The 19,850-nt window shown below is 41.7% G+C and carries 16 protein-coding genes; 13 read left to right on the top strand and 3 right to left on the bottom strand.

Annotated elements, in window-relative coordinates; translation table 11 throughout:
* Positions 1-496 precede the first annotated feature (496 nt).
* Positions 497-1,408: an SDR family NAD(P)-dependent oxidoreductase gene (locus tag OA91_RS10890; protein ID WP_197477793.1), complete on the top strand. Its 912-nt coding sequence runs from the start codon at positions 497-499 to the stop codon at positions 1,406-1,408.
* Between the two features lie 113 nt (positions 1,409-1,521).
* On the opposite strand, the gene OA91_RS10885 is transcribed toward OA91_RS10890, so the two are convergent.
* Positions 1,522-1,989 (bottom strand): anthrone oxygenase family protein, encoded by a 468-nt coding sequence (locus OA91_RS10885; protein ID WP_046016474.1) that lies wholly within the window; start codon positions 1,987-1,989, stop codon positions 1,522-1,524.
* Positions 1,989-2,834: an NAD(P)H-binding protein gene (locus OA91_RS10880; protein ID WP_063338375.1), complete on the bottom strand. Its 846-nt coding sequence runs from the start codon at positions 2,832-2,834 to the stop codon at positions 1,989-1,991. The genes OA91_RS10885 and OA91_RS10880 overlap by 1 nt, the downstream gene beginning before the upstream one ends.
* Positions 2,835-3,085: 251 nt before the next feature.
* On the opposite strand from OA91_RS10880, the gene OA91_RS10875 reads away from it, so the two are divergent.
* The gene (locus tag OA91_RS10875; RefSeq protein ID WP_063338245.1) at positions 3,086-4,036 is read left to right on the top strand and encodes an AraC family transcriptional regulator; all 951 of its coding nucleotides are present in this window, start codon (positions 3,086-3,088) and stop codon (positions 4,034-4,036) included.
* A gap of 128 nt (positions 4,037-4,164) precedes the next feature.
* Positions 4,165-4,968, top strand: coding sequence for a substrate-binding periplasmic protein (locus OA91_RS10870; RefSeq protein WP_063338244.1), 804 nt, complete (start codon positions 4,165-4,167; stop codon positions 4,966-4,968).
* A 65-nt stretch (positions 4,969-5,033) separates the two neighbouring features.
* On the opposite strand, the gene OA91_RS10865 is transcribed toward OA91_RS10870, so the two are convergent.
* On the bottom strand, positions 5,034-6,182 hold the full coding sequence (locus OA91_RS10865; RefSeq protein ID WP_063338243.1) for an iron-containing alcohol dehydrogenase: 1,149 nt from the start codon (positions 6,180-6,182) through the stop codon (positions 5,034-5,036).
* A 214-nt stretch (positions 6,183-6,396) separates the two neighbouring features.
* Between OA91_RS10865 and OA91_RS10860 the strand changes: the two genes are divergently transcribed.
* The 10 genes from OA91_RS10860 to OA91_RS10815 all read left to right on the top strand — a co-directional run bounded on the left by OA91_RS10860 (position 6,397) and on the right by OA91_RS10815 (position 19,796).
* Positions 6,397-7,320: an AraC family transcriptional regulator gene (locus tag OA91_RS10860; RefSeq protein ID WP_063338242.1), complete on the top strand. Its 924-nt coding sequence runs from the start codon at positions 6,397-6,399 to the stop codon at positions 7,318-7,320.
* Positions 7,321-8,719: 1,399 nt separating this feature from the next.
* Entirely contained in the window at positions 8,720-10,240 is a 1,521-nt protein-coding gene (locus OA91_RS10855; RefSeq protein WP_063338241.1) for a class I adenylate-forming enzyme family protein, read from the top strand.
* Between the two features lie 129 nt (positions 10,241-10,369).
* Positions 10,370-11,530, top strand: coding sequence for a PLP-dependent decarboxylase (locus OA91_RS10850; RefSeq protein ID WP_063338240.1), 1,161 nt, complete (start codon positions 10,370-10,372; stop codon positions 11,528-11,530).
* A 9-nt stretch (positions 11,531-11,539) separates the two neighbouring features.
* Positions 11,540-12,592 (top strand): hypothetical protein, encoded by a 1,053-nt coding sequence (locus OA91_RS10845; protein WP_063338239.1) that lies wholly within the window; start codon positions 11,540-11,542, stop codon positions 12,590-12,592.
* On the top strand, positions 12,589-13,446 hold the full coding sequence (locus OA91_RS10840) for a hypothetical protein (RefSeq protein WP_063338238.1): 858 nt from the start codon (positions 12,589-12,591) through the stop codon (positions 13,444-13,446). Before OA91_RS10845 ends, OA91_RS10840 begins: the two co-directional genes overlap by 4 nt.
* The gene (locus OA91_RS10835; protein WP_063338237.1) at positions 13,439-13,987 is read left to right on the top strand and encodes a hypothetical protein; all 549 of its coding nucleotides are present in this window, start codon (positions 13,439-13,441) and stop codon (positions 13,985-13,987) included. The genes OA91_RS10840 and OA91_RS10835 overlap by 8 nt, the downstream gene beginning before the upstream one ends.
* Complete coding sequence (locus tag OA91_RS10830) at positions 13,977-15,020, top strand: hypothetical protein (protein WP_063338236.1); 1,044 nt, start codon at positions 13,977-13,979, stop codon at positions 15,018-15,020. Before OA91_RS10835 ends, OA91_RS10830 begins: the two co-directional genes overlap by 11 nt.
* Positions 15,021-15,049: 29 nt before the next feature.
* Positions 15,050-17,197 carry an NAD(P)/FAD-dependent oxidoreductase gene (locus OA91_RS10825; RefSeq protein ID WP_231870352.1) on the top strand — a complete coding sequence of 716 codons (2,148 nt, stop codon included), beginning with the start codon at positions 15,050-15,052 and terminating at the stop codon, positions 17,195-17,197.
* Entirely contained in the window at positions 17,191-18,318 is a 1,128-nt protein-coding gene (locus OA91_RS10820; protein WP_063338235.1) for an alpha/beta hydrolase, read from the top strand. Before OA91_RS10825 ends, OA91_RS10820 begins: the two co-directional genes overlap by 7 nt.
* On the top strand, positions 18,315-19,796 hold the full coding sequence (locus tag OA91_RS10815; RefSeq protein WP_063338234.1) for a hypothetical protein: 1,482 nt from the start codon (positions 18,315-18,317) through the stop codon (positions 19,794-19,796). Before OA91_RS10820 ends, OA91_RS10815 begins: the two co-directional genes overlap by 4 nt.
* Positions 19,797-19,850: the final 54 nt, after the last annotated feature.

The following is a 19,850-nucleotide window of genomic DNA, read 5'->3' as shown; positions in this document are numbered from 1 at the left end:
CCTTAACGTAAATATAGGGCTTTTAGATCACGCCCTTCGGGTCTTTCAGAAAAAGTAACACCCTGCGTTGTCCCTTTTCGTAAGGTACCTACATTAGATCAAAGTGACGCCTTGCTTGATACTTTTTCTGATAAGACTGAGAAGAGGTGACTTAATCATAGGCTCCCTTTTAATTGGAAGACTCTTCTCTCGGCGGTATTAAAACGTGTCATGGGTGGTTCCTTTTCGTTAGTAATTGATTTATCGCTATCTTAAAGAGTGCCCATGTTAATTTTTTGATATTTCTTGCTGACTTGTCTTTGTTTAATGATCGACTCTTAAAGTTAGATTTTATTCATCACAATGATTTGCACCTATGTGTTTGAGAAAACACATTAGCAAGAAATATCAAAAAATCATTTTCTCACCCCTTTATATTTGATCCATACAAACACGCCAAGCTAGAGCGTTATCTAAGCTGGCAACTTTAAAAAATTCAAAATAATAGGTGAACATGATGAAAAGCATTTTAATTACAGGAGCAAACGCAGGGCTTGGTAAAGAGAGCGCAAGACAATTCGCGTTACAAGAAGGTGTTGAGAAGATTTATCTAGGCTGTCGTAATCTATATAAGGCGAGTGACGCTAAACGCGAGTTAGAGCAAGCGACAGGGCGTAATATCTTTGAAATTTTGCAAATCGATGTTTCTGATTTGGACTCAGTTAAGCAAGCCGTAGAGTCTTTGCCTGAACCTGTTGAAGCGCTAGTAATGAACGCAGGAGGAACGGGTGGCGATAAATTTAATCAAAAAACAAAAGAGGGTGTGACGCAAATATTTGCTGTTAACTTGCTTGGCCATGTAGCGTTAACAAATGCCTTATTAAAAGCGAATAAGCTAACGAAAATGGCGTTATATGCAGGCTCTGAAGCCGCTCGTTGCGTAAAAGAAATGGGTATGAAACGTCCTGAGTTGAAACATTCCTCAATCGAAGAGTTTGTCTCTATCTGTAATGGATCTTTCTTTGGCCCTGTTAAAGATGCCACTGTTCCTTATGGCCCAATTAAATATATGGGTGCCTTGTGGATGTCATCAATCGCAAGGGATTATCCTGAAATTCGTTTTGTTACCATGAGCCCTGGCGGCACGACTGGTACAGAAGGTTTTAATACCTTGTCACCTGTAAAACAGTATGTGATGAAAGGCATGATGAGATTAATGCTTTTACTAGGCAAGGTGCATAAAGTGGAAGTTGGGGCAAAACGTTTTGTCGAAGCTGTGCAAAATGAGGTGTATCAAACAGGTGTTTTCTATGCCAGTAAAAAAGGGCTAACAGGCCCAATTGGCGAGCAAGGTCCCTTATTTAAAGACCTGAATGATAAAAAAATTCAAGATAATGCCAGTAAAGCGATTCAACGCTTTTTAAATTAGAGGCTGCTTAGATTAAGAGTGCAAAGGTATAGGAGAGTAAGATAATTAGGTAGCAAAAAAGCGGCTAATCAAAAACGGGTTTAATTTGCTATAAACCCGTTTGAGAGGCCCACTTAAACAAGTGCCACAATATAGCCTATGCAGGCTAAAAAAGAGCTGAAACTTCTTAGGTGATTCCAACGCGTCCATTCTACCCTGTACATAAGCCAAATCTGCCTAGCTTCATTTTCATCTTTGGCATTTTCAAGACGATTGTTCAAAGGCACGTTAAAAAACAAGGTGCATAGGAACATGCCAACGACATAGATAGCCCCAGCCCCCTTTACCCAAGGCGCTTCTAGTGGGTTGTCCACTATGAATATTAACGTTAGAGCCAATATGCTAGAGCCGAAGAACAAGGGCATAAAGCCAGAAGTAAGAATGACTTTATTAATGCTTTGCATACTAGCAACGGCTGTTGGGCTAGGTAATGCTTTAAATGAATCCATAATGAAAACGGAGAAAGCGAAGTAAATGCCTGCCATCATGCCTGTGCTGATGGCAGCTATCCCTATGAAAAATTCGCTGTGTAAAACAGGCATTAACCGTTTTCTACTTCAGGAGTGGGTAGAGACCAAACACCTGATTCAAAGGCTTTGGTGGCGTAATCGAAGAATGAAGTCGCAGGTCGGCCAAGGGCTTTCTGAACACCATCTTGAGGCTCACTATTTCTACCGTCCATTACCACAGTGAATAATTCATTCATTAGCCAAAGGACATCGCTCGGTAGGCCTTGCTCGCCAAGTGCAGAAAGGAACTGCTCGGCCGTGATAGAAACAAATAGAATGTCTCTTTGAGTGACCTTGGCGATAATTCTTGCGCAATCATTCAAGGTGATTGCTTCAGGGCCTGTCACTTCAAACACTTGGTTAATTAAGCGTTTCTCAGTCAAACAAGCAAAAGCCACATCAGCAATATCATCCACATCGATAAAAGGCTCTGGAATATCGCCAGAAGGAAGTGCGATTTGTCCTGATAAAACGCCATCTATTAAAAAGCCTTCGCTGAAGTTTTGTGAGAACCAGCTAGCACGAACCACATTCCAATAAAGACCACTATCAATCAAGATTTTTTCTGCTTTTTGAGCGCCATCTTCACCACGACCAGATAAAAGTACTATGTGATGAATACCTGCAATTTTTGCCTGACGAACAAACTCTGTAATGGCTTCTTGTGCACCAGGTACGGCAAGGTCTGGTTGGAAACAGACATAAGCTCTAGTGCAACCTTGTATTGCATCTAACCAAGTTTCAGGCTTTAGCCAGTCAAAAGATGGATTCGTGCTACGTGATACGGCACGAGTTTCATGGCCTGCTGCGATTAAGCGTTCTTCAACACGGCGGCCTGTTTTACCTTGTTTACCAATTATTAATGTACGATTTGTCATTGCCATCAACCTCTAAAATTAACTTGGGGGAGTCTTTAGAAAAGCAGCCTAGGATTGCACCTTTCTTAAGCGCTTAGTATTCTCGTTTTTTGATAGATGGTTAATGCTTTAGTGTCTAAGAAATTTGATAATTCGTCTAAACTAAGAAAAGTCGCATTTCAAAAACGCTAAATGAATTATCTAAACAGGTTTTGAGTCGAGCTTTGAGTTGAATCTTTGTATCGGGCTTCCTAAATAAAAAGGTAATTAAAATGACATTGGATAATCCTGCTTACCCCTTAGCTAATGATCCCCTTGGTGAGGTGCTACATCAGCTCAGGCTAGATGGCAGCTTGTATTGTCGGTCTCATCTTGCTGGGGATTGGTCTCTCGCTATGCCTGTATTGCCCGGAAAAATGATGTTTCATATCATTAATAAAGGAAACTGCTGGTTAAGCGTAAAAGATGAGGTGCCTATAGCGTTACAACAAGGCGCACTTGTTCTTATTCCCCATGGACTAGGGCATACCTTATCCAGTAACCCAAACCTTGAAGCGACCCCTTTTTTTGATTCAGGTGTTAAGCGAGTTAGCGAGCGTTATGAAACCCTAGACATATTAGGAAATGGTGAAAAAACAGAGTTAACCTGTGGTGTTCTTAGCTTCGATCAGATGACAGGTATGCAATTGGTTGAGTCTCTACCTAAGATGATTTTGTTACAGGAATTAGAAGAGGGAAAGGCCGATTGGATCAAATCAAGTCTTCACCTTATTAGCCACGAAGCGCGCCACTTAAAACCAGGTGGGGAAACCATTATTACCCACCTTGCTGATATTTTAGTGATACAGCTGATTCGCCATTGGCTGGAAGAGTCTCCAGAAGCGAATCAAGGTTGGTTAGGGGCGATTAAGGATAAGCATTTAGGTTTAGCCTTAAGGGCAATCCATCATGAACCCGAGAAAAATTGGACAGTAGATTCTCTGGCAAGAGAGTGTGGTATGTCACGTTCTGGCTTCTCGGCGCATTTCACCTCATTGGTAGGAAATACAGTCAAAAACTATTTAACTCAGTGGCGTATGAAGCTTGCTTACCAAAGACTTATGAAAAAAAGTGAGCCTATGATCAATTTAGCAGAAGAGTTGGGCTATAGTTCAGAGGCTGCATTTTCAAGAGCTTTTAAGAGGGAGATGGGGTTTCCACCAAGTAAATTGAGTAAAAACTAAATTCCGAATTTAAAAAAGCAGTCTTGTCTATAACAGTGAAACTGTCAGGAATACTGAGGTAATAGGGTGCTTTGATAACCTCAGATTTCTAAAAAACGAATCCTATAAAAACAATAAAAGGTGAATGTGTGGCTTGTCGATTAAATCACAAACACAGTTTTTATATGCTGGTTTTTAGCGCTCTATTTGCGTTTTCTCTAAACGTAAAAGCAGACCCGCTACAGGCTTCAACGCTTGATTACCCGCCCTATGAATATGTGGAAAATGGCCAAGCAAAAGGTATCGCTGTCGATATTATTAAAGAAGCGATCAAGCGAAGTGGCGACCACAGTGTTGAGTTTAGTTTTTATCCTTGGCGCAGAGCGGTGAACTCGGTTGAATTTGGTACAAGCGATATCTTATTTAATGCGGGTAAAAATGAAGCAAGGCAGGTTTGGGGGTACTATGTTGAAAGCCCTTTAATTCTTCAGAAATACGTGCTGTTTAAGCGTAAGGGCGATGAGCTTAAAGTCAATGCCAATTTTGATAATGTTAAGTCATTAGCCATCGCAATTCGCACAGGTTACTTATATGGCTCTGGTGTTTTTAGAAAAGCTTTAGATAGAGACAAATTCAGTTATCTCGTTAAGTCTGAAACAACGAAGCAAAGCATTGATTTACTCTTGAATAAGAGAGTGGATATGTTTGTTGGGGATTACCTTCCTGTAATGCATTACATTCAGAAAAACGGCTTAGATAGCGAGATAGATATTGTTGTAGAAGAGCAACAATCTCGTCCTCTCATTGTGCTGACATGGCCTACTTATATTCTATTTTCAAAAAAACGTACTGATATTAGCTATGTTCATAAAATTGACAGCATTTTAAATGAGATGAAACAAGATGGTACTTATGACATGTTTTTTCATAAGTACCAAAATGTCCATGATTAGCTGCGACTTGTCTCTAAAGTGGCTAATGGTCAGTCGCTATGAGTACTGATCAGCAAGAACGCATTTTACAAAATCACCGCATTAAGTATTTCACGAATTTCTTTAAGGCCAAGTGCTTGATTTTCACCAATCGCGGTAAGGCCGTGAGCTTCAATTTGAGCCATTAACCTCTCAATGCTGTTGGTTTTATCTTCCCCTTCAGGCTTAAAGCGAGTTTCTAGATTCAAACTCTGATAAAAGTGTTCAATCGCATCGATTGTTTGCTCAGCCAGTGTTTCTGAGTCATTCAAAGCAAACACATTTTTACCCATTTGCTCTAACTTGCCACGTTTTGCTTCGATTTGATGACGAAGGAGTGAAGGCTGTACCAGTGTTAATGAACGGGCATGGTCTACGCCATAAAGCGCGGTAAACTCATGTCCTATCATATGGGTTGCCCAATCTTGCGGCACACCCACACTGATTAAACCGTTCAGTGCCTGATTGGCAGTCCACATTAGATTTTCACGCCAAGCATCATTGTCTCTATTGTCAAAATCCTTAGCTAAGATAAGCAGGTTCTTGAGCAGGGTTTCTGCATAACCATCTTGTACCATGGCTCCGGTTGGATAAGTAATGTATTGCTCGCACACGTGAACCCAAGCATCAACTAAGCCATTTGCTAATTGACGTTCAGGCAATGTTTTCATCACATGGGCATCTAGAACAGCAAAAGTCGGTCTTACAATTGGGTTATAAAAAGAGAGCTTCTCTTGGGTGGCTGCGCGTGTAATCACAGCTGCAGGGTTGGATTCTGACCCTGTTGCTGGCAATGTTAAAATTGCGCCAATAGGTAAAGCCGATTTAGGTGAGTGTTTGCCTTCGAGAATATCCCAGCCAGCCCCATCATAAAGGCTAGCTGCTGCCACATATTTAGAGCCATCGATAACAGAGCCTCCGCCCACCGCCAAAATAAAGTTAACGCCTTCTTGTTTAACAAGCGCAACCGCTTTATCTAAGGTTTCCATTGTTGGATTAGGCTCAACACCTGAAAACTCAACCCAAGCATGGTCTGACAAAGCATCAACAACTTCTTGGTAAACGCCATTTTTTTTAATCGAGCCACCACCGTACATGAATAAGACTTTATCATTGGGGCTAATGCTATTTTTAATGCTAGCAATTTGACCTTTACCAAAATGTATCTGGGTGTGGTTTACATATGAAAATTCCATCTTTTACCTCTTTGAGTCTTCTGATAATGAACAAAGGCGTTCACTTCCCCTTAAAGTGAATGCCTTTATTTTATGATTGCATAATATCATTACATTTTTGACGTAAGTAGAGTGTTTAATAGATAAAACTTGCCTATTTCTGTTTTACTCATTATTTATTATCAATTATATTTAGCTTAATTTACGTTTGAATGAACACCAAGCTGGGTCTTTTATGTCAAAACTTGCCTTACTAATGCAGTCGTACGCCGATAAAAAAAATTTAAACCAACTTGATGGTGTCGCTAAAACATTAGTTGATGGCGTCTACTTTTATCGCAGCCCACTTGGAAATAAGCGACAACCTTTTCTATATCAGTCTGGGATTATCGCCATGGCACAGGGCCATAAAAAGATCTATCTTGGTGGAAAAAGTGTAACTTATGGAGCAGGGGATTATGTCGTGGTTGGCGTGCCTATGCCGCTAGAGTGCGAAGCCTATACACAAGATGATAAACCCATTTTGGGCTTATCTATCGATGTAGATGCTCAGCTTTTACATACCTTAGTGAATCAATTAACTGAAGGTGCTTTTTCTCACAGGCACGAAGCCGAGCTATTCGCCCCTTACCTTAAAAACAAAGAACAAAAAGAGAAAAAGCTTAATTTAGGGCTTCAATCTGAAAGTCTTAATGAAGAATTAGACGATGCATTAGCACGCCTACTTAAAGTGTTGCATTGTGACAGGGATGCCAAGGTTTTAGGCGAGGGCATAGTGAAGGAAATTGTCTATCGCACCCTATTAGGCCGTCATGGACATATCTTGTTTGATCTTGCCCAGCATGATGGACATTATGCCCGTATAGCTAAAGTGCTTAATCATTTACATCTGGCTTATGCGGACGAAATTAGAGTTGAAGATCTCGCGCAACAGGTACATATGAGTTTGTCTGGCTTTCATCGTGCATTTCGTGAAGTGACGAGTGAAACCCCTCTGCAATATCTAAAAAAGATACGTCTTAGTAAAGCTAAAGATCTGATCAACTTAGAAGGTAAGCGAGCAAGCGAGGCTGCACTTTTGGTTGGGTACGCAAGTCCAGCTCAATTTAGTCGTGAATTTAAACGCTACTTCAATAGCACACCAAGATCTTTTGCTTAAGGCATCTGCAAATCAGTCCTCCTGCCTCCGTGTGTGGATAAAAGCCGTTAGATTTATAGCGAAGGGCGCAACTTAATCGTTATTTTATTGATAAGGCTCTTGGCGTAAAGAAAGAGAAGAGGTGACTTAATAGCAGGTTCCCTAATTGTGGTTCCTTAAACAATGGGGTCTTGAAAGGCTTGAGGAAGAGGAAAGCGTTAGCCTGATTTTTTCTAAATGATAATTATTCTCTCATTTTCTTGAATATCACTATTTTACGACTCATAGACTAAATAGTTTAATTAGATCCATTATTTAATCTGATATTAGTCTGTGTGAGGTATCTGAATTTCAGTTTAATAATAATGTATTTATATTAAAAATAACCTTTCTAGTTCTTTGGTCTAATGTAGTTATTTTAACTTGTCCTTTAATATAACTAAAAGCCTATGGTATTAAACTAACCGGTCGGTTCTTGTATTAGGCTTATCAAATATAGTAATAATATCGAAAAACGAAAACATTAATACCTAAACGAAAATGAAAAAATTTATTTTTATAGAGTACTTTTCTCTTTGAATATTAATTCAATCTCAAAATTTGATACCGATAGTTCTATTTTTAAATGGTTTGGTTTTACCTGGCTTTAATAACTGGCCTTATATGTAATAACTGGTGTACGAAATATAACCAGGGTTATAGTGATTAGAGTGGTCTCTTTCAGTTAAAATCTGGTACGAAGGATAAAAAAGTTAATTTTTTAAAAAATAATTTCATCTTTGATTTTTGTGCAGGTTATGTGCATGAATTGTCTTAAAGATGGAATTTTATTGTGATTTTTAAGCTAGTTTTACTTGTCTATTAGAGCGATTCCACACATAGCTAACTCATCTCCATAACTCTTTAGTTTACGTTAAGGGCAATATCTAACCTATTGAATTTATATAAAATAAATTTAGACCTTTTAACTGATATAAATATTAACAACATAAAGTTTACGCTTTTTATATATATGTTTTTGAATTTTAAATATGAGTTCATTTTCTGTTGTAGATTAAAAAATATTGTTTGTTTAAGCTTTGTTTGAATCTAAGGTTTTTAATTTTTCTGCAATAAAAATTAAGTTGACAAAATAAAATATGGATTTTAATTTAATCGAAAATAAAAAAATGACTAATAAGGTTAAGTTGTTTTTAAGAAAGCTTGGTTGAGAAAGTTGGTTTTTTCATTTGGTGATTTTCGTATTCTAGATTTTTAACTAGTAGGGTTTTCCTCTAATTACTTTTCTTGTCGAATGTTTATCTGAAGTGTTTTCTCTTTAGTTTGCCTTTAGCTGAGTTTCAATAAAGTGTTTATTGTTGAATAAACGCTAACGGATTTTTATGGCCAAAACTAAATGGATGTTAAGGGAGTAAAATGTATGCTGTTCACATTGGCAGACCTGTTTCACAAGGTATTAAAAGGAAAATGGCAAGGTAAGATTGGTTTCTACCCTAGTGCCAAGCAGTTTGATCTAGCAGGTTTTGAATCTTATTCTGGTCAATTGCAAAGCAGACTAGATAAGCAAACAAATTTAAAATTTGGTGATGCAGTTCTAGTGACAGATGAACCGACTCCTCAAACATTAGTGAATATGCTTTACCTATGGAGTAAAGGCGCAGTTGTAGTGCCTGTTAGACATACTATGTCTGAGCAAGCTAGGTTAGCTATCGCACAAGACTGCCATGCCAGTGTGTGTTTGCATGGTGATGCACTCATCCATTTAGCTCCTTTGAATAAAAACCAAGATGAGGCTCATGGAAAACAGACTAGCACCACTAAGTTTAATTTTAAAAGTGAGCGCAGAGTAACGGGTGCTGACTTAGCTTTAATCATTTATACCTCAGGTAGTACCGGTAAACCCAAAGGCATCATGCTTAGCCATGCGAATGTCTTAAATGCCATGTTTTCGATTGGTAATTATCTTTCTTTACACCCTGAAGAACATATTCTGTGTTTATCACCCTTATCTTTTGATTATGGTTTATATCAACTGCTATTTAGTTTGGCTTACGACTGCCAATTAACCTTATTCGAAGGTGACTTCCATCCTATCAAGGTACTTAAGGCCTTGGAGTTGAGCCAAGCAAGTTTAGTACCTGTGGTCCCTGCGATGGCGAGTGCACTCGCGAAAATGATTCAAACCTTTAAAAAGCCTTTGCCTCATTTCAAAAAACTGACCAATACGGGCGGTCACTTGGCCGAAGATAATATTCGATTGCTCAGTGAATTATTACCTCAGCTGCAAATCTTCGCCATGTATGGGTTGACCGAATGCAAGCGTGCTTTGTATTTACCGCCAGAAGACAGCTTGCGTAAATTAGGTTCTGTGGGAGTGCCTATTCCGGGTTTAGAGGCTAAGATTTTTAACCCGGTAAAAGGAGAAAAAGAGTCTGTTTTTAATGAAGTTGAGCAAGGTGAAATTGGTGAACTCTTTATTCGTGGCGCAAGCTTGATGCAGGGTTATTTTGGTATGGCGAATGCCGGAGCCTGTATTTTAGCGGGCGATTATCGAGATGATAACTGGCTAGCCACAGGGGATTTATTTAGCCAAGATGAGGATGGATACTTTTTCTTCAAAGGTCGTTCTAAAGACCTAATCAAGCAAGCTGGGTTTTGTCTGTACCCAGCAGAACTTGAGTCTCAAATTGAGCAGCACCCAAATGTTTTTCTTTGCGCCATCGTGCCACATAAAGACAGATGGGGAGATGAAATTGCCTGCCTGAATGTCCAGCTTATCAATCCTGGTGTGGAAGAAGAAAAAGCATTTAGAGATTGGTTAACCACTCAAATTGAAGATAACTACCGACCCAGACAGCTGATTTTTATTGATGAATTAGCCTTAACTCAAAATAGTAAAGTGGATAAGCAGCATCTAATGGCCAGCTTATCCTCTGGTTAGCTTTCAAGCATTTTTACGCTTTAAAAATAACAATAAGCCTGTTGTATGTGATGTGAAAACACATCGCTTTGGTTCTTTGCGTCCCAAACAGGCCAATATCAAGCAGTTGGAGAATGAAAGGTGAGTCAAATGGATAAGATTAAGGCCTTATTGCAAGAGAATGCAGGGCAGATTGAGACCCCATGTTATCTCTATAGCGTGTCCCAAGTAGCACAAAACTATCAGGCCTTATCCAAGGCGCTAGGTACCAAGTTAATCTTCTCAATGAAGGCGAATAACAACGCGGATTTATTGATGCGAGCCAGTCACCACCTTGATGGTGGTATCGAAGTTGCCTCCATTGGCGAACTTAACCTTGTGGCTGGTGGTGATAGTGAGAAGTTTATTAATAACCCTTCTGCTGATAAGAAGTTTCTAAGAGCTGCCGTAGCATCACGTTCAACCATTATTCTTGATAACTTGGTTCAGCTTGAAGCTTTGCGCGAATTTGTCGGTAAACGCCCTTTAAAACCTGTCCTTTTGCGGATTAATTCTTCTGTGCTAAAGCGTTTTAATCAAGATTTGCCCAATATCCGTGCTGATCAATTTGGTATGGATTGGGACACAGTGACAAAGGCGATTCGCTTATGTCGAGAGTTTGATATCCCCTTAGCTGGATTCCATCTATTTAACGGCTCTTATAGTTTTACTAAGGCGGCTAATGCCACGGCCGTGGCTGCTATCGCTATCCTTGCAGAAATGGAACGTCTTTATGATCAAGCGCTAAGTTTTGTCAATTTAGGCGGTGGTTTTTCCGAGCAGTGGCAAGAGCAAGGGTTTGACTTTGAATCTTATCGCCAGCTTCTTGGCGAGTTTCCTGCTCATATAACCCTTGCCCACGAAACAGGCAGAGGCCTGATGGCAAGTGCAGGCTACTTTGCTGCTCGGGTTCGATACACCAAGCAAATTGAGGGTAACCACTTCGCTATTTGTGATGGTGGTATTAATCAAAACTTTTTATTGGCTCAAACGGAAAACACCTTTCGTAAACTGAAAACGCCTTTGTTATGGCGCAAGCCTAATGCTGACTCAAGTATCGGTGCTACTTCTGATGAGACGGAAAAGGGTGCTTGTACTTATGTCGGGAGCTCTTGCTCTAAAGACGATGTAATCGGTAAGCAAACGGATGAGCATCTATTGCCGCAAGCTGGCGACATCTGTGTTTACGATCACTGTGGAGCCTATAACGCTAGCTATACGGTCACGCCATTTCTCAAGCTTCCCCAAGCTAAAACTTACATTATCGAATAGGCCATCATTATGAATGATTTATCACAACTTTTTGGTGGCTTTATCACTGCGCCTTTGGCTGGCTACAAAGCCTTGCCTGAAAGCCTAGATCGCATGATTAACCAAACTTGTTTATCGCTATTAGATTCGGAAATTTTGATTGAAGATGATTTCAGTCAACGTTTGCCCTTAAGTGTTGCCAAGGTAAAGCAGCCTTTGCCTCAGTTTGAGCAAACCTTTGTTATTGATGAGTTAACAAAGGCCATAAAAGAGACGGGCTTTGGCCCACATTTTCATCAAATTATCGGGCTGTTTGGCTCTATTATGCTCAACCTGACAGCCACAGAAGCGCAGCAAACTCAGGTAGATGCTTGGCTTGAGAAAGATATTTTTGGACATTTTTTAATGACAGATGCAGGTGGCCCAAGCCTAGCTAATTGGTCTACAGAGTTGTCGGTGAGTCCAGATGAAACCGATATGTATCATCTAAAAGTCAATAAAAAATGGGGGATAGAAGCTCATAATTTAGGCTTTGTCATGCTGGTGGTTAAACAATCAGGTAAGCCTTACCCCATTACTTTAATGCTTACTCCCGAGCAGTCAAAAGAACTCAAGCAGGACAAGGTCGGCAGTGCTTATCTTGATGGTGCTTTGCAATTAGGCAATGTGGTGGGTGAGGTGAAAGTCAGCCCAGATCAGATCCTGAAGAAAGGTGGCATGGCCAGTGTAAACCGCTTTTTAACCTTAGTGCGTCCACGTTTTGTCAAAGCCTTAATGCACCACCTTTTGTGGCTAGATAAAGAAAATCGATTAGATATGGATGCCGAACTTAAAACCAATATCGATTTTATCTTGGGTTTTGCCGATCACTTTTTGGCTCAACCGGATTTCTCCATTCACAGCGTAGATCAGGTGTTAGCGCTGAAGTTTGCTAGTAATGAGCTATTAGCAAACTTGGTAGCAAGCAATAAAGTAAAAAGCTTTGCTGATCAAAGGGATTTACTGGGTTTCACTAAAATGGAAGGAAGCTCGTACCGCTGCTTTTTCGAGATATACGCTAAGCAAAAGAGGGCGAGACGATGAGTGCTTTAACCGTAAGAGGGATAGGTTTTCAGCCGCTTAAGTCTTGCCTTTATCAGCAAAGGCCAAGTATAGAGGCAAGTTTTGAATGGCTGTCTGGATTAATTCATACCCAGACAGAGCAGGTGCTCGCCAAGCTTTCAGAAGAGGAAAGAAACCAGATAGATAGGCATTTCCTGTGCTCGACCATGGTAGAGATGCCATTTACCACAGGGGATATTGCTTGGTCTGATGTGGCTGAAAAGCTAACGGCGCTTGGTCCTAATAATCCAGATACTTATATCAATGCCTATGAATGTGCCTCTTGGGGTTATTCCTTACGCCATTATCTAACTTATGCCAAGGCAGAGAAGAAGCGCTTCCTTTTGGTCAGTATTTTAGATGCCAATCTCTATGATCTGACTTTTTGGCGCTATAACGAGAACTGGCATGAGTCTGGTTTTGGTATCACTACGGTTTTGCTTGAAGTCACAGGTGAAGTCAGTAATGAACTCATTACTCAATGTGCGCTGACCCATAACTCTATGGCTGAATTTGCCACAGTCGTAAGGCGTACCGTGACAGGCAGAGATAATGTTTGTCTGGCGTTGCCGTTTTTTCCTGAACACATTCAAGAAATGTTTAACAAACTATTGGCTAAGCAATGGCGCTTGCCGGATTTACACCATAACTGGGGCCATTGTTTTGGTTCAGATCCTTGGTTATCCATACTTTGCCATAGCTTGGAAAACCCACCCTTAGAAGAGCAAAAATACATGGCAGCCTCGCTTGCACTGAATGGTTATTTTGCCATGGCAGAGGTGCGAGTGAATCAAGACACTCATTTAATTCTGAATGAGGAGGCGAGCTATGAATAGGCTGCATTTTAAAGGCGAGCTTAAGCGTGTGCCTTTTGAAGGTAAGTTGTCTGCTGCTCTTGCGAGATATATGCCGCTAGAAAGTGAAAACGACTTTGAAGTCTTTGCTTTATTGCCTTCCAGTAAGGCACCGATTTACCTGAATTTTGCTGAGCACTATCAAATTTTAGAGCGCTTTGTGAAGCAGGCAAATGCGTGTTTTGAAGGCGAAGTAAACTTTCTTATTCGCCTTTCAATGCCAGGTGGTATGCGTTTACCCGCTGTTTTATTAGAACCTAATGTGCTCTTGATGCAAGACATTCAGCCTGAAGTATTACGTCTAAAAGAGGGTGTATCAAAAGGTGACGTCTCAAGGCTGTTGGTGATTGATGATCACTTGCTTAGGTATCAGCTAGAGCAAGGTGAAAATCAAATGCATCTCAGTTTGTATAGCCAAAGCCAGTTTGATGTTTCTCGTGAAGAGGCCTGCTTTGCTCAACTTATTGAATCATTGGCTGAGTTTGGTATTGCTGCCAAAGAGGAGTGTGATAATGCAATTTGATGCTTCTTTTAGCTCTGCGCCTACAGAAAACCTTGCTGTGGCTAGCATGGTGATTGAGTCCCTTTGGGCAAGGCAGGTGCTTTCGGTGGGTCATGGTTTAAGTTTGCTTGAAGCTCAGTTAAATCAGCTAACGACTTTGCCAGAGCAAGTGCTCTTGATTAGCGCAGGAGAAGTGAAGCCTTTGCTAAATACCAAAATTCGCGAGTTTGCTCGGGATTTGATGCAAAAAGGCTGTCAGTTGCGATTTGTCAGCGCCGCTTGTACCAGCTTTCATGCGGCTGTGTTTGAGGCGAGCCAATCGCAAAGCCAAGATTGCTTGGTGATTGCGCTAGAGCTAGATCAAGGCTTGCAGCAAGCCTGTTTAAACTCTTTAGGTGTGGGCAATGACGACGAACAAGATGGTTTAACTGTGCTTAATTGCGTTGGCTTGTGTGTATTGCGTAAAAAACACGCTGAACCAAAAGACATCATCATAATGCAGTGCGACATACTTTCTCAGCCCCTTGGTATGTCGGGCACACAAAAACTTTTGCTGATGTTCGAAGACTACATCAAGCAACTACCAGAGGCGACTCAGCCTGTTTCCTTTGCCATTAGTTCCCAATGGGGAAAGAAGTTAGAGCTTGCCTTACAAGAGCGGCTATCTGGCCCTTTTGCCACCAGTGAATGGCTTGCGAGTGCAGAGCAGGGGCAGCAACACTTTTTAAGCCTCAAGCCTCTTTTTGAATTGCAGGGATACCAAGCAGCATTGGCGAAAGGCCCTTTGTTATTGATGACATTGGGAGGTGGCGGTCGTTTAGGTTGCATGCTGATAAGTCGTGGCCTTAAAGCCGATCAAGCCTTAACTCAGTCATCACTCAGTGAGTGCTGTATCAAATCAGATCAAAGTGCTTATCAAGCGGCTTTGCATGTCAAAAACGAATGTAAGGCAAGTTACTACCAGCAGGTAAAACATACCCTGAAATACCCGCAAACCCAATATCGGGGTATCAATAATCATTATTTTCGCTGGTCAGAAACGATCACCGAATAATTAACAATGTGACACTTAGGAGTAGATAGATGAACGGAATGTCTAGCGTGACTGAGCAAGTAAAAGCAGGCCCTGCTTTTATGCAAGCTAACCTAACCACCAAAGTTAAGCCTAGTTATGATGTGGTGATTATTGGTGCGGGATGGGCGGGGTTAACCTTAGCAAGGCAGTTGAAAATGAGCCGACCAGAGCTTTCCATTGTGCAGTTGGATGCGGCCACTGAATACAAGGCGAAAGTCGGTGAAGCAACGGTTGAAATGACAGGCCATTACTTCATGCACCGTCTTGGTTTAGCGAACTACTTGTATCGTAATCATCTGCCAAAAAATGGCTTGAGGTTCTTGTTTGATTCAGAAAATCATGACTTAGAGCTGCACGAAATGAGTGAGCACGGCACTTCAAATATTCCGCCACATCCAGCTTTTCAGCTTGATAGGGCAAGGCTAGAAGAAGACTTGGTTGCCATGAATCGCGAAATGGGCATTGATATTCTGCTTGGTGCGCGCGTTAAAGATTTGGAAATAGATGAGAGTATCCATGCGGCGCCACATCTAGTGCAATTTGATTGTCCAGCACTTGGAGAAAGTATTGACCCTATGGGGCAAACCGTCAGCTGTCGCTGGCTGGTGGATGCTAGTGGTAAAGCGGGGCTTATCGCCAAAAAATACAAGCTGCATCATAGACGTGATGTGCCGCAAAACGCTTCTACTTGGGCGCGTTTTAGCAATATCAAAGATATCGATGCACTAGGGCCAAAAGAATGGCGTCGTAAAGTGAATGGACGTTTCCTATCGACGATTCACTTTACGGGAGAAGGGTATTGGATTTGGGTCATTCCGTTAAGTGGTGGCTTTACCAGTATTGGTGTGGATTGTGACAAAGAAAGGATGAAAAAACGCCCTGTAAAAAGGGATGAATTCATGGCTTTCTTGAAGAGTCATAAAGGTCTTGCTGATCTTCTTGACGGCGCGCAAATGGAGGACTTTGAAGCTTGGGGGCAACTTGCTTACCGAGGTGAGAAGTACATGAGCGAACATAGGTGGGCAACCACAGGTTTTGCTGCCATGTTCCTAGACCCTTTGTTCAGCTTTGGCGGCGATATGATTTCGCTTTTCAATGATGGTATTTGCAAAACCATCTGTGAGGACTTTGCCACTGAAGATGAAAGCGAAGCCATTACAAAATTAGCGCAAAACTTGCCGGTACTTAACCAGCAAGCCCATGAGTTCTACCAGCGTATTTATAGTCATGTGAACAATGTGACGCCCGTGCTGGATTGTGGTGAGTTGTGTTCTCCTATCTTGGCTTACATCACGGCGACCTATTTCTTAGAAACCGCTTGGGACTACATGGCGGATAATTTTGTCGACCTTGAAAGGTGGCAATCTAAGAGTCATTTACGCCGTGGTTATTTGGCGTTAGAGAAAAAGCTCAATCGACAAATTCTAGAAACAGCTGAAACTCTAAACTACGAAGGTCGTTATTTTGACCGTAACTCGATTGGCTTTTTTGAATCTGGTGCCGAAATTTATCGCTATTTTGTTTTCGAAATGGGCGACAAGGGTAAAGATGGTCGTCGTATCGATCTACATACCAAACTCTGGGCCAGTATTTATCTGCAAGTCACAGGAAGTCGTTTGAATCTTAAAAAGTTTGCTAGCCGTAACTTGGTGCAAGAGTGTTTGAACCTACCGCAAATCCTGACGAAAGACAGTTTCACTAAGGCTGATTTGCCAGACTTGATACAGGATATTAATGTCGCTTTAACGCAAAAACTTATTGAGCAAAGTGAGCTGGAATTTCAAGAAGGCGAGCTTGTCGCAAGTATTGATGAGATGTCGTTTGAATCAGGCGATGTTTATATTGCCTGCACTAAAAATGGGTTAACTCAGGATGATATGGCACTTCTGACAAAGCAAGCTAAGGCGTTGTGGGCACAAGAGCAAGAATACATTCACATGCCTTTCACCGTGCCTTATTTCTTGCAATTCTGTCGTCAAACCGATGAAAGCATCATGAGTGACCCTATTCAGGATGTCGAAGTGCCAACCCGCAAAATCGCGGCAGAAAGATTACTTGCGCAAATGGAAAGAGAGTCGCAAACAGTTGACGCAGAAGAGCGTGTGCAGCTTGGTCAAGAGGAAGCGACAGAGACTGAAAAGGAAGGCACATGCTAATGGAAAAAAGGAGCTTTTTAGCCAGGGATGGTGTGCGTCTCGCCTATGATGAGTTTTCTCCCGAAGGGGCGTTAGCTCAAGATATCGCCGCAAACAGCAGTGATGAGATTAGCAAAGTGTGCTTCATCTTCCTTCATGGCAGCACCTATAACTCAAGACGTTACGCCAATATTGCTAAGGCTCTGTCTGGTAAAGGTTACCAAACTTGTCTGCTTAATTGGCGTGGTCATGGGGAATCTCAAGGTAAGCCGGGGGATCTTCATTATGTGGGTCAGTTAGAAGATGATCTGGCTGACATGATTGCCCATATCAAAAGCCAAGATGAAAAGGCTGCCATTGTGATAGGTGGGCACTCAGCGGGTGCTGTGGTCTGTTTGCGCTATATCGATAAGTACAGCTGTGATGAGATTAAGGCTGTGGCCTTCGTTTCTCCTGCGATCAATGGGCCATTAGAGACGGTGCGATACCCTCAGCCGTCTTCGGCTTTGCAATATAGGTTGACTTACTTTCGCCAAGCGAAAGTCCATGGCCCCGTGCCAGAGGCCGCTTTGCAGTATGCGCCAATACTCAATATGAAGGCTTTTTGGTTAGCCAAGTTGATTCCAGGTTTTCGTCATAAGCCGATTTTGAGTTTTCCGGCGAGCGAGCGGATGGCCAAACTAGAAGGGCGTGTGTTGGATTACAGCTATAACCTCATGCTGTCTTGTGACATCAATGATTATCCCAATGCCTTTAATCGTATCAAGGTGCCAACCCTTATGTTGGTTGGTGAAGAGGATGAGGTCATTCACTCTAGCTTGCTTGATACGGTATTTCATTGGCACTTAGGGCCAGATTTAGCTAAGTCCCTAATTAAGGTGCCAAAACTAAATCATATTCGTATTTTACCCGCTGCGTGTCAGGTGTTGCCTAATTGGCTTGCCAGCATTTTTGAGATGACCGCTTCAAATGATCAGACAGACGACCAGATAGACGATCAGACAAGTGAAAGCGAGCTGGATGATCAAGCGGAAGTCAGCCCGATTTCAGCTAAAAAGCAGGATAAAGCCGCATTTGTGAAGAGTGGCCCAGTGAAAAGCGAGGCTGGAAAAAGCGAAGCAGAGCAAGGAGCGCAGGCATGATATGTGATCATAATAGCTTTCTTTTCGATGGTTATTTAACTAACCGCCAAAGCCTGATTCAAGAGTTAGAGTTGGCAGAGGATACCTCTTTGCAGACTTTGCTAAAAGCGGCTTTTCAAGCGTGGAAACTGGACTTCAATCAAAAGGTATTGGGGGATTATCGTCTGATACTGCCAATCGAAGGCTCATCAGATAAAAGCAATCTACCTGAGTGTTTTATTACTTGTTCTGCTTTTTCAAGCTACCGCCTTTTTTATAAATCGAATGAGGCTGAGTTTGCACTAAGCTCTAGCATGAATGACTTCATAACAGGTGCCGAGTTAGACGCAGATGCCATAGGCCAGCTCTTTACTCAATCTTATCTGGTGCCGCCATTAACTCTAGTGAAAGGAGTGAGGCAATTAGCCAATGGCGAGAGCCAAATTTGGCAGATTGCCTCTGGACAAACGGGCATTAAAGCAAAATGCCTTGCCCATAAAACTCTAAGTCTGCAAGAAAAGCTTTGTCTTAATCAGCTTGGCTCTCAAGCGGCTAAGTCAGAATCCCAAATGGCTAAGGCAGAATCTCAAGCGGCTAAGTCAGAGTGCGGGCAACTAGAAAATAAGCAAGCCAGTGTCAAAGAAGATGAAGCAATTGGCCTGTTAAAAGAGGGTAAGTTCAATGCATTTATGGCGTTACCTTTGGTTTCAAGGTTATTAAGTGAACCTGTCACTCAGTTAGGACAACTCTGCTTATTGGATAATCTGATGGCGGATTCATCAGACGCTTATCAAAGTAAAACAGGCTTATATCGCTTGCAAGGTCAGGCGGAATCTACACAAAGACAAGTAGCTGCTCTTGGTACTGGTCTTGGTATTGCTAGTCAGCTGGCTGAGTTGAATCAGGCCTGGGACAAGAATGCCTTATTAGACATTAAGTCGCTTAAATCCTTATACGGACCGCTGTTTAAATCTGGGTTAAGTCAGGCATTTAAGCAGCAGCGCCAAACACAGCTTAAGTTAAGGCAAGAGTATCAAACTCAAATGCTGAGCTTTCATCAGGGTCAAGTGACAACGCCTAGTTTTGAACTTTGGTTAGATCTTACCGTGCGTTTACCTAACCAGTGGCAGCAAGAAAGGCTACTCGCCGAAGGTTTAGGAAAAGAGGTGCAGTTTGTCGCTTTAACACACGGGTTTGCGGCTAGGGTGATAGAGCAATCCGTACTTGCATTGATTCCAAATGATAACCAGTGGCTTAAAACGGCCTCTAAGGTCTATTTTGACCCGCAGGATGACAGCTTGGTGAATCTCTACGATGCCATGCAAAGGCTGATGCTGCATGGTTATAAACCGGTGACACACAGCTTGCTTAAAGTCGCTGCACCGCCTCTCACAGCCAAACTGATTAAACAGCAAGATAAACGGTCGCAAGTGGATGCTTTTTGCATGAAAAGCCTAACGCTAGACCATCTATCACGCCATTTAGGCTGCTCTTTATAGAAGGTTTTCTATTGAGAGCGCGTTATAAAACGTTCTCTAAATCTCAATTAAGTC

This window comes from Marinomonas sp. SBI8L (assembly GCF_001624705.1).
GTDB lineage: Bacteria > Pseudomonadota > Gammaproteobacteria > Pseudomonadales > Marinomonadaceae > Marinomonas.
The sequence above is the reverse complement of the archived record's forward strand: the minus strand, read 5'-3'. Positions and strand labels throughout refer to the sequence as shown.

What these genes read in the sequence shown, in the direction of transcription:
- OA91_RS10820 (WP_063338235.1), top strand. Translation starts at nt 17,191, where the DNA reads ATGCTAATGGAAAAAAGGAGCTTTTTAGCCAGGGATGGTGTGCGTCTC.
- OA91_RS10890 (WP_197477793.1), top strand. Translation starts at nt 497, where the DNA reads ATGAAAAGCATTTTAATTACAGGAGCAAACGCAGGGCTTGGTAAAGAG.
- OA91_RS10860 (WP_063338242.1), top strand. Translation starts at nt 6,397, where the DNA reads ATGTCAAAACTTGCCTTACTAATGCAGTCGTACGCCGATAAAAAAAAT.
- OA91_RS10875 (WP_063338245.1), top strand. Translation starts at nt 3,086, where the DNA reads ATGACATTGGATAATCCTGCTTACCCCTTAGCTAATGATCCCCTTGGT.
- OA91_RS10880 (WP_063338375.1), bottom strand. Translation starts at nt 2,834, where the DNA reads ATGACAAATCGTACATTAATAATTGGTAAACAAGGTAAAACAGGCCGC.
- OA91_RS10825 (WP_231870352.1), top strand. Translation starts at nt 15,050, where the DNA reads ATGAACGGAATGTCTAGCGTGACTGAGCAAGTAAAAGCAGGCCCTGCT.
- OA91_RS10840 (WP_063338238.1), top strand. Translation starts at nt 12,589, where the DNA reads ATGAGTGCTTTAACCGTAAGAGGGATAGGTTTTCAGCCGCTTAAGTCT.
- OA91_RS10865 (WP_063338243.1), bottom strand. Translation starts at nt 6,182, where the DNA reads ATGGAATTTTCATATGTAAACCACACCCAGATACATTTTGGTAAAGGT.
- OA91_RS10835 (WP_063338237.1), top strand. Translation starts at nt 13,439, where the DNA reads ATGAATAGGCTGCATTTTAAAGGCGAGCTTAAGCGTGTGCCTTTTGAA.
- OA91_RS10855 (WP_063338241.1), top strand. Translation starts at nt 8,720, where the DNA reads ATGCTGTTCACATTGGCAGACCTGTTTCACAAGGTATTAAAAGGAAAA.
- OA91_RS10885 (WP_046016474.1), bottom strand. Translation starts at nt 1,989, where the DNA reads ATGCCTGTTTTACACAGCGAATTTTTCATAGGGATAGCTGCCATCAGC.
- OA91_RS10830 (WP_063338236.1), top strand. Translation starts at nt 13,977, where the DNA reads ATGCAATTTGATGCTTCTTTTAGCTCTGCGCCTACAGAAAACCTTGCT.
- OA91_RS10815 (WP_063338234.1), top strand. Translation starts at nt 18,315, where the DNA reads ATGATATGTGATCATAATAGCTTTCTTTTCGATGGTTATTTAACTAAC.
- OA91_RS10845 (WP_063338239.1), top strand. Translation starts at nt 11,540, where the DNA reads ATGAATGATTTATCACAACTTTTTGGTGGCTTTATCACTGCGCCTTTG.
- OA91_RS10850 (WP_063338240.1), top strand. Translation starts at nt 10,370, where the DNA reads ATGGATAAGATTAAGGCCTTATTGCAAGAGAATGCAGGGCAGATTGAG.